The sequence below is a fragment of the Streptomyces sp. NPDC004667 genome, from assembly GCF_040609475.1.
Classification (GTDB): domain Bacteria; phylum Actinomycetota; class Actinomycetes; order Streptomycetales; family Streptomycetaceae; genus Streptomyces.
Window position 1 is genome coordinate 1 of sequence record NZ_JBEXKC010000154.1, and the last position, 8,675, is coordinate 8,675.

Sequence of the window (8,675 nt, forward strand, 5' to 3'; positions counted from 1 at the left end):
GCGTCGCCCGCGCAGGTCACCACCAGGCTCCATCCGGCCGGCTCTTCGCCGGGGCCCGCGATCCGGTGCGGCAGGGCCAGCTCGCGCGGGAAGACCGCACCGACGACCAGGCCGCCGGGCAGCTTCGAGCGCAGCCGGCACGGCGGACGCCCGGAGGGCACCTGGGTCTCGCGCGTGGCGGGATAGGCCAGCCTGCGGCCCGCCATGACGGGCGCGTAGAGCCCGAACAGCCCGCTCCGCTCGGCCATGCGGAAGGCGACGTCCCGGGCGGCGACCGCGGCGGGCCTGCGCACCATCCACCCGCGGGTCTGGATGTCGGTGTCCCGCACCACCCGGCGCGCCACGGCGGCGCGTTCGGGCCCGTAGGTCAGCAGCAGGTCGGAGGGGGCCTGACCGTGGAGCACCGCCGCGATCTTCCACGCCAGGTTGTGGGCGTCCTGGATCCCCGTGTTCAGTCCCTGCCCGCCGGCGGGGCTGTGGACGTGCGCCGCGTCCCCGGCGATGAAGACCCGCCCCAGCTGGAACTCGGTGGCATGGCGGGCGTGGATGCGGAATTCGCTGACCCATACCGGCTCGGTCAGCCGCACGCCGTGCGGCCCGCGTTCGTCCACGATCTTCTGCATGCGCTCGACGCTGACCTTCTCGCCCGCGGGCAGGCTGGAGAAGAACCGGAAGACGCCGCCCGGCAGCGCCACGATGACCAGCGCACCGGCCGACGACTGGTAGTACAGGGCCTGGTCCGGCGGCAGGAACCCCTCGATGCGGGCGTCGACGAGGGCGAAGGCGCTCTCGTACGTGCTGCCGGTGAACCCGCCGCCGAGCTGGCCCCGCACCGCGCTGCCCGCGCCGTCGGTGCCCACGACGAACGGGGCCCGGGTGCGCTCGATGCGGCCGTCGCCGTGTTCGAGCACGGCCGTGACGTCGGCGGCCCCGTCGATCCGCCCGGAGAAGTCGACGCCCTCCAGCGTGAGCAGCCGCACCCCCCGCTCCACCTTGCCGCCCAGGCTCGCCAGCCGGTCGCGCAGGATCCGCTCGGTCTCGTTCTGCGGCAGGCACACGGGGCTGAGGTGCTGCGGGAAGTCGAACCCGGCCAGGCGCCGGCGCTCGGAGAAGTAGCTGAAGGTGTTGATCTGGATGCCCGCCTCGCGCAGCTCGCCGAGGATGCCGAGGTCCTCGAAGAGGTCGATGCTGCGCGGCCACACCAGCAGGGCCTTGGGGAAGGGCGAGGGCTCCGTCGCGCGGTCGATGACGCGTACGCGTACTCCCCTGCGCAGCAGTTCGCACGCCGCCGTCATCCCGGTCGGTCCCGCGCCCACGACGAGCACGTCGTAGGGCTCGGGCTCCCCGGCCGTCCGCGCCGGTTCCGAAGTGCTCGGCATATCTGTTCCGCCTCTCATTGACGACAACCATCAAATCTCTTATGTTTCTTCGAAACCTTACATCGCACTTCGAGGCCTGGCGAGAGGAACGGGCCATCGAAGCGAGCACCCCGCCGAAGCCGTCCGAAACGGCGCCCCACCGACGGGGAGCGTCTGGCGAATCCCCCGTAAGCCAGGCGCTCCCTCCCCCCACCAGCACCCCCCGGCACCCCCCCCGCACCCGAACACCCATCGACCGAAAGCAGGATGAAGATGCGATACCGCTACCTGGGCGACACCGGACTGTCCGTGTCGGAGCTGTGCTTCGGCGCCATGACGTTCGGCGGCGGGGCCTCCTTCCTGGGCGCCGCCGACCGCAACTGGTCGGAGTTCGGCACCGTCCAGGACGGGAACGTCGAGCAGATGATGAGCCAGGCCCTCGACGCCGGCATCAACTTCTTCGACACCGCCGACGTCTACAAGAACGGCATGGGCGAGGAGTTCTTCGGCCGTACCCTCGCCAAGGTCCGCGACCGCGTCATCATCGGGACCAAGGGCCGCTGGCGCATCACGGACGACCCGAACGACGTCGGCGCCACGCGCCACCACCTCTACGCGGCCGTCGAGAACAGCCTGCGGCGCCTGAACACCGACTACATCGACCTCTACCACATCCACGGATTCGACCCGCGCACCTCGCTCGACGAGACGCTGCGCGTGCTCGACGACCTGATCCGCTCGGGCAAGGTCCGCTACATCGGCGTCTCCAACTTCGCCGGCTGGCAGCTCATGAAGGCCCTGTCGGTCTCCGACCGCCGCAACCTCGCCCGCTTCGTCTGCTACCAGGGCTACTACAACATCGCCGCCCGCGACCTCGAACGGGAGATCGTGCCGCTCGCCGTCGACCAGAACGTCGGCATCACCGCCTGGTCCCCGCTGGCCGGCGGGTTCCTGACGGGCAAGTACCGCCGGGGCGAGGGCCGCCCCGAGGGCAGCCGCCTGTCCCAGCGCACCCCCGCCGAATCGGCACCGCTGACCGACGAGGACCAGGCCTACGACATCGTCGACACCATGGCGCAGGTCGCCGAGGAGCGCGGCGCCACCGTCGCCCAGGTCGCCATCAACTGGGTGCTCGCCAAGCCCGGCATCACCTCGGCCGTCATCGGTGCGACCAAGCCGCACCAGCTCGCCGACAACCTCCAGGCGATGGAGTGGACGCTGAACGAGGACGAACTCGCCCGCCTCGACAAGGTCAGCGAGACCGTCGCCCCCTACCCGTACTGGCACATCGGCACCGTCGGCGCCGACCGCAAGCAGCCGGGCGACGTCTACCCGGCCTGATCACCACCACCTGGCGCGCTGCGCGGGCGACAACTGCGCAGCCGTGGAGGGACGACCCGTCGTGTCGTCCCTCCACCCGCTGTGCCCCGCGCCCGCGTCGGTCCGTGCACCGACAGTGAGCAGGAACCCTCACCGCGAACAGAAAGCCAGGCCACCATGACCATTGCCACCGAGGTCGCCACCGAGGCGCTCCCGGAACTCGACTACGCCCGTACCGTCGACCGCCTCCTCGTCCACCGGGACGCCCTGGGAGAGGTGTTCCTGACGGACCTGCAGCCACTGGGTGACACCAGATACGCGGCGGCGGCGCAGCTGCCCCGCTCGCACGCCTACTACGGCGACCACCTGCTCCGCCCCGGCCACCACGACCCCCTGCTGATACTCGAAGCGTGCCGCCAGGCCACCCTCGCGGGCGCCCACCGCTTCTTCGGCGTACCGGCCGACAACAAGTTCATCCTCACCCACCTGGGCCTGCGCATCGAACGCCCCGAGCTGGTGTTCGTGGGCACCTCGCCGTTCCGCCTCGCCCTGCACGTACGCATCGCCAAGCGCATGGAGCGCGAGGGCCGCGTCACCGGACTCGACTACGAGATCACCCTGTCCGGCGGCGGCGCCGTCTTCGGCACCGCCTCCGTCGGCCTGCGGTTCAAGGACCCCAACGGCTACCTCACCCTGCGGCTGAACAACCGTGACGGAATGGCCCTGCCGTCCTCCGCCTCGTACCCGGCCGTCACCCCCGGCGCGCCCATGGCCCCGCACCTGGTGGGCCGCGCCAACCCCGACAACGTCGTCCTGCTGGACGGCGTCGTCGTCGGCGAGAGCGCGCAGGCTCTGCTGCGCATCCCGGCCAAGCACGCCAGCCTCTTCGACCACCCGCAGGACCACCTGCCCGGCATGGTGATCGCCGAGGGCGCGCGCCAGCTCGCCCTGTTCGCCGCGCTCGAAGTCCGCGGGCTCTCCGCCTCCAAGACCCTGCTCACCGCGCTCGACGTGCGGTTCACCCGCTTCGGCGAGCTGGAGGACGACACCGTGCTGAGCGCCGTTGTGGGCGGCTCCGGCCGTGGCCACCACCCGGCCGAGGCCCCCGTCGACTACACCCTCGGAGGCGTCCTCGCCGCCGTCGACGAGGACGAGCAGCGCCCCGAGGACCTGCGGGTCGGGGTCGAGGCGACGCAGAAGGGAGAGGCGCTGTGCACCTTCACCTTCACGCTCACCCGCATGACGGCATGACCCGCGCCACGCCGACGAAGGGGCCGAGATGACCAGCACCACACGGACCGCGGCGTTCTCCGACGTGGACGAGACGCTGATCCGCGTCAAGAGCATGTTCCGCTTCCTGGAGTTCTACCTGCGCGGGCGGGGGGAGCCGCCGGCCACCTTCGAGCGGCTGACGGATGAACTGCGGCAGGCCGCGCTGCGCGGCGCCGCACGCGTGGACGTCAACCGCCGCTACTACCGCCTGCTGCGCGGCGAGAGCGCGAGGCGGCTGGCGGACGAGGGGCGGCGCTGGTTCGCCGCCGAGTGGCGGGAGCTCGCCGAGGGCCTCTACGTGCCCGAGGTCGAAGAGGCCCTGGCCGCCCACCGCAAGGCCGGACGGGACGTGGTCCTGGTATCCGGGTCCTTCTTCGGCCCGCTCGAGCCCATCGCGGCGGACGTGGGCGCCTCGGCCGTCCTGGCCACCCGTCCCGTGATCCGCCGGGGCGAGCTCACCGGAGAGGTGCTGGCCCCGATGATCGGCGAGGCGAAGGGGCGCGCAGTCCGCCTCACCGCACCGCTCGCCGGACTGGACCTCGCCGGCAGCTGGGCGTACGGCGACCACGGCAGCGACCTGCCGATGCTGAGGGCGGTCGGCCATCCCGTGGTCGTCGGCTACGACCCGGAGCTCGCGGTGCACGCCTCCGCGCCGGGATGGGGACGTCTGCTGCCCGGACCGGCGCGGCGATGACAACGGCCGGGCCCCTCGCCAGGGCCCGGCGCCACCAGCGGGCCGCACCCGGCGGTCCGTCCGGAACAGGGGGAGCAACCCAATGACCCGCATCGGAATCGTGTCCACCGGCTCGTACCTGCCCGACACCGTGGTCGGCAACGAGGAGATAGCGCGCGGAGCGGGGGTGAGCGACGAATGGATCGTCCGCAAGACCGGCATCCGCGAGCGGCGCAGGGCCGACGACCGCGACGCCACCTCGGACCTCGCGGCCCGCGCCGCCCTCGCGGCGCTGGAGCAGGCGGGGGTGGAGCCGCGGGACGTCGCGTACATCGTCCTCGCGACCTCCACGCCCGACCATCCGCAGCCCGCGACCGCGAGCATCGTGCAGCACCTCATCGGCGCGGTGAACGCCGCCGCCTTCGACATCAACGCCGTGTGCAGCGGCTTCGTCTACGCCACGGCCGTCGCGGAGCGGCTGCTGCGCGCCGCGGAGGAGGGCCGCCACGCCCTGGTCATCGGCGCGGACATCTACTCGCGCATCCTGGACTACTCCGACCGCAAGACCGCCATCCTCTTCGGCGACGGCGCGGGCGCGGTGCTGCTCGGCACGGTGCCCGAGGACCGGGGCATCACGGAGACCAGCCTGCTCAGCCGCGGCGACCAGTACCGCCTGATCAGCGTTCCCGCCGGCGGCAGCCGCATGCCGGCGAACGACCGCACGCTGAGCGAGGGGGCCCACTTCTTCCGCATGGACGGCCGCGGGGTGCGCTCGTTCGTGCGGGACAACCTGCCGTCGGCCCTGCACGAACTGCTCGACCGGGCCGGGGTGGAGCGCGAGCTGGTCCGGCACTTCGTACCGCACCAGGCCAACGGCGTCATGCTCGGCGAGGTGTGGCCCGAGCTGGGCCTGCCCCGGGCGACGATGCACCTCGCGGTGGAGGAGTACGGCAACACCGGCTCCGCCTCGGTGCCCATCACGCTCGACGCGGCACACCGGCGCGGGGAGTTCGCCGACGGGGAGACCGTACTGATGGCCGGCTTCGGCGGGGGGATGACCGTGGGGGCGGTGCTGACCCGGTGGGCGCCCACCGCCTTCGCGCGGCCCCGCAGTCAGGAACTCACGGCGGTGGTCTGAGCCGTGGCCGAGCACCCCACCGTGACGACGTCCGTCGCCCACGACCCCGAGCTCATCAGGCTGATCGAACGGTACGTCGCCTGGCGCAGGCGGGAGCGTCTGCGCCAGGCCGTCGAACGATCCCTCGCCGAGCGGCTGCTGGGCGAGGCCCAGCCACACGGGCGGCAGGGGTCCCACTCACCGGAGTATCAGCTATCGAGTAGATAGCCTGTGGCGAATAGGCATAAGATGTCTTATGCTCTGTTGAAGTCATCCGACCATGCGCAATCACGCAACTCTCAAGCAGGAGGAGAACTGTGTCCGACCACAGTTCAAGCGGCCGCCCCAGCACCATGGCGATCACGGTGGGCCTGTTCTTACTGGCACTGAACTTACGACCGGCGCTCGGTGCCGTGTCCCCCGTACTCAACGACATCCAGGGGTCCTTGAACCTGTCCGATTCGGCGGTCAGCCTGCTCACCACCCTGCCCGTGGTGTGCCTGGGCGTCTTCGCCGCCGTCTCGCCCGCCCTCTCCCGCCGACTGGGCACCCCCGTCGCGCTGGTGCTGGGCTTCGTACTCCTCATCGCGGGCATCCTGATCCGCCTCGAAACCGCCGCCTGGGCCATGTTCCTGGGCACCGCCCTCGCGGGAGCGGGCCTCGCCATCGGCAACGTGCTCATGCCCGCGGTCATCAAGAGCGCCTTCCCCGACCGGGTCCGGCTCTACACCGGCATCGCCACCGCCGCGCTCAGCGCCGGAGCCGCACTGTCCGCGGGCATCGCGGTACCCCTGCGCGACAGCGTCGGCGGCTGGAGCAACTCCCTCGCCCTGTGGGCCCTTCCCGCCGCCGTCGGCCTGCTGGTCTGGCTGCCCCTGTCCAAGCGGTCCTCCCGGCCCGCGGCCGCCGCCGCCCCCACCGGCGACAAGGGATCGCTGCTCGGCGACGCCATGGCCTGGCAGGTCACCGGCTACCTCGCCCTGCGCGCCCTGGCCTACTTCACCGCCCTGGGCTGGCTGCCGACCGTCCTGGTCGACTTCGGCTACAGCAACTCCTCCGCCGGCGCCATGCTGTCCCTGGCCATGCTCATCAGCGTGCCGGGCGCCCTGGTCGCCCCGGTGCTGGTCGGGCGCAGCGGAACCGCCCCCATCGTCACCGTCATCGCCGTCGCGGGCGCGGCCAGCCTCCTCGGCCTGCTGTTCCTCCCGGGCGCCGCCGTCCTGTGGGTCGCCCTCCTGGGCCTGACGCTCGGCGCCGGCCACGCCATGGCCCTGACCTTCATCGGTCTGCGCTCCGCGAACCCGCAGACCGCCGCGCAGCTGTCCGGCATGGTGCAGACCATCGGCTACCTGGTCGGAGGCATCGCCGGCCCGCTGCTGCTCGGCCTGCTGCACGGCGCGACCGACAGCTGGACCGTCTCGCTGGTCCTCCTCGCCGTCTTCACCCTGCCCGAGCTGGTGTTCGGCCTCGCCTCCAGCCGCAACCGCTTCGTGCGCCCCCGCCGCACGGCCGACCGGCCGACGGCCACCCCCGCCCCCGCCCCGGGTCCCGCGCTCGTCGACTGACCGCCCCCGGCGATCACCTCCCCCCCCACACATCCCCCGCGACGCCTCGTCCCGCCGCCCCCGCGGTGGGGCGGCCCAGGCCTGCCCCCGTACCCACCCCCCAGGAGATCCCGTGTACCACGTCGCCGTTGCCTTCGACGTCCTGCCCGAGCACCACGAGGAGTTCATCGCGGCCAGCCACGAGGACGCCCGCGAGTCCGCCGTGGACGAACCGTTCACCCAGCGCTTCGAGCTCGTCGTCGACGAGAACGACCCCAACCGCTTCTACCTCGACGAGGTCTACGACGACGCGGCCTCGTTCGACAAGCACATGGCCGGCCCCCACTTCGCCCGCTTCTTCGAGCGGATCGGCCACATCGCCGAGGGCCCCACCTGGCTCATCCGCGGCACCCGCGTCATCGACCCGACCAACACCTGAGCCCCCGGCCGCACCCCGACCGGCCCGCCGACCACAGAGGAGGACTCCATGTGCAGTCCCGACGTCATGAAGCTCGTCCACGGACAGGACGGCCACCAGTGCGGCGGTCATCCCGGCGCGGACACCGAAACCGCCGCGACCGCCGAGGCCCAGGGCGCCCCCCGCCCCGCGCGGGCGCCGGCCCCGCTGATCCGGGGCAGCCGGGTCAGCGACCTCACGCACACCTTCGGCAACGACTTCCCCGTGCTGGAACCGATCGTCCTCAAGCCCAACATCGACCACTTCGCCCACATCGCGGACGAAGGGTTCAACGCCAACAAGCTGGAGATCGACGAGCACACCGGAACCCACGTCGACGGCCCCGCACACCTCGTGGACGGGCCCATCTACACCGACGAGATCCCCATCGACCGCCTGATCGCACCGCTGTGCGTCATCCGCATCGGCGACCGCGTCGCCAAGGACCACGACGCCACCCTGACCGCCGACGACATCCTGGCGTACGAGAGCCGCCACGGCCGGATCCCCGACGGCGCCCTGGTCGTCATGGACTCGGGCTGGTGCGACCGGATCAACACACCGGGGGCCTACATCAACCGGGACGCCGACGGCGTTCCGCACTTCCCCGGCCTGGGCTTCGACGCCGCCGAGTTCCTGGTGCGCGAGCGTTCGATCGTCGCCGCCGGCACCGACACCCCCAGCCTCGACGCCTCGAAGAACCTCCAGATCGACGACCCCGGCGCACACCGCATCATCCTCGGCGACATGCGCTACGGCGTCGAGAACATCGCCAACCTCGACACCGTCCCCGACTTCGGGGCCACCGTCCTCGTCGGACTGATCAAGCACCGCAAGGGCTTCGCCGGCCCCTGCCGGGTGTTCGGCATCTACTGACCGGACCACCTCGCGGGCGGGGGGGGGGGGGGGGGCGCCCCCCCCCCCCCCCCCCGCC

At 71.9% G+C, this 8,675-nt stretch carries 8 protein-coding genes; 7 read left to right on the forward strand and 1 reads right to left on the reverse strand.

Translation table 11 applies throughout. The features are described 5' to 3' along the window. Positions 1-1,379: FAD-dependent monooxygenase (locus tag ABZW32_RS37755; RefSeq protein ID WP_356225139.1), on the reverse strand; the 1,379-nt coding region annotated here is incomplete at its 3' end. Positions 1,380-1,625: 246 nt separating this feature from the next. Between ABZW32_RS37755 and ABZW32_RS37760 the strand changes: the two genes are divergently transcribed. The 7 genes from ABZW32_RS37760 (at position 1,626) to ABZW32_RS37790 (ending at position 8,617) form a co-directional block, all read left to right on the forward strand. Next, the gene (locus ABZW32_RS37760) at positions 1,626-2,699 is read left to right on the forward strand and encodes an aldo/keto reductase (protein WP_356225141.1); all 1,074 of its coding nucleotides are present in this window, start codon (positions 1,626-1,628) and stop codon (positions 2,697-2,699) included. 156 nt (positions 2,700-2,855) lie between these two features. Further along, on the forward strand, positions 2,856-3,929 hold the full coding sequence (locus ABZW32_RS37765) for a ScbA/BarX family gamma-butyrolactone biosynthesis protein (protein ID WP_356225143.1): 1,074 nt from the start codon (positions 2,856-2,858) through the stop codon (positions 3,927-3,929). Positions 3,930-3,957: 28 nt separating this feature from the next. After that, positions 3,958-4,644, forward strand: coding sequence for an HAD-IB family hydrolase (locus ABZW32_RS37770; RefSeq protein WP_356225145.1), 687 nt, complete (start codon positions 3,958-3,960; stop codon positions 4,642-4,644). Positions 4,645-4,726: 82 nt separating this feature from the next. Then, positions 4,727-5,761 (forward strand): ketoacyl-ACP synthase III, encoded by a 1,035-nt coding sequence (locus ABZW32_RS37775; protein WP_285529454.1) that lies wholly within the window; start codon positions 4,727-4,729, stop codon positions 5,759-5,761. 296 nt (positions 5,762-6,057) lie between these two features. Beyond that, positions 6,058-7,305: an MFS transporter gene (locus tag ABZW32_RS37780; RefSeq protein ID WP_356225147.1), complete on the forward strand. Its 1,248-nt coding sequence runs from the start codon at positions 6,058-6,060 to the stop codon at positions 7,303-7,305. A gap of 112 nt (positions 7,306-7,417) precedes the next feature. Next, the gene (locus tag ABZW32_RS37785; protein WP_356225149.1) at positions 7,418-7,723 is read left to right on the forward strand and encodes a putative quinol monooxygenase; all 306 of its coding nucleotides are present in this window, start codon (positions 7,418-7,420) and stop codon (positions 7,721-7,723) included. A gap of 48 nt (positions 7,724-7,771) precedes the next feature. Then, on the forward strand, positions 7,772-8,617 hold the full coding sequence (locus ABZW32_RS37790) for a cyclase family protein (protein WP_356225151.1): 846 nt from the start codon (positions 7,772-7,774) through the stop codon (positions 8,615-8,617). Positions 8,618-8,675 lie beyond the last annotated feature (58 nt).

Bases quoted from the DNA above. Each gene is read 5' to 3' on its own strand.
- ABZW32_RS37770 (WP_356225145.1), top strand. From the start codon at position 3,958: ATGACCAGCACCACACGGACCGCGGCGTTCTCCGACGTGGACGAGACG.
- ABZW32_RS37775 (WP_285529454.1), top strand. From the start codon at position 4,727: ATGACCCGCATCGGAATCGTGTCCACCGGCTCGTACCTGCCCGACACC.
- ABZW32_RS37760 (WP_356225141.1), top strand. From the start codon at position 1,626: ATGAAGATGCGATACCGCTACCTGGGCGACACCGGACTGTCCGTGTCG.
- ABZW32_RS37790 (WP_356225151.1), top strand. From the start codon at position 7,772: ATGTGCAGTCCCGACGTCATGAAGCTCGTCCACGGACAGGACGGCCAC.
- ABZW32_RS37765 (WP_356225143.1), top strand. From the start codon at position 2,856: ATGACCATTGCCACCGAGGTCGCCACCGAGGCGCTCCCGGAACTCGAC.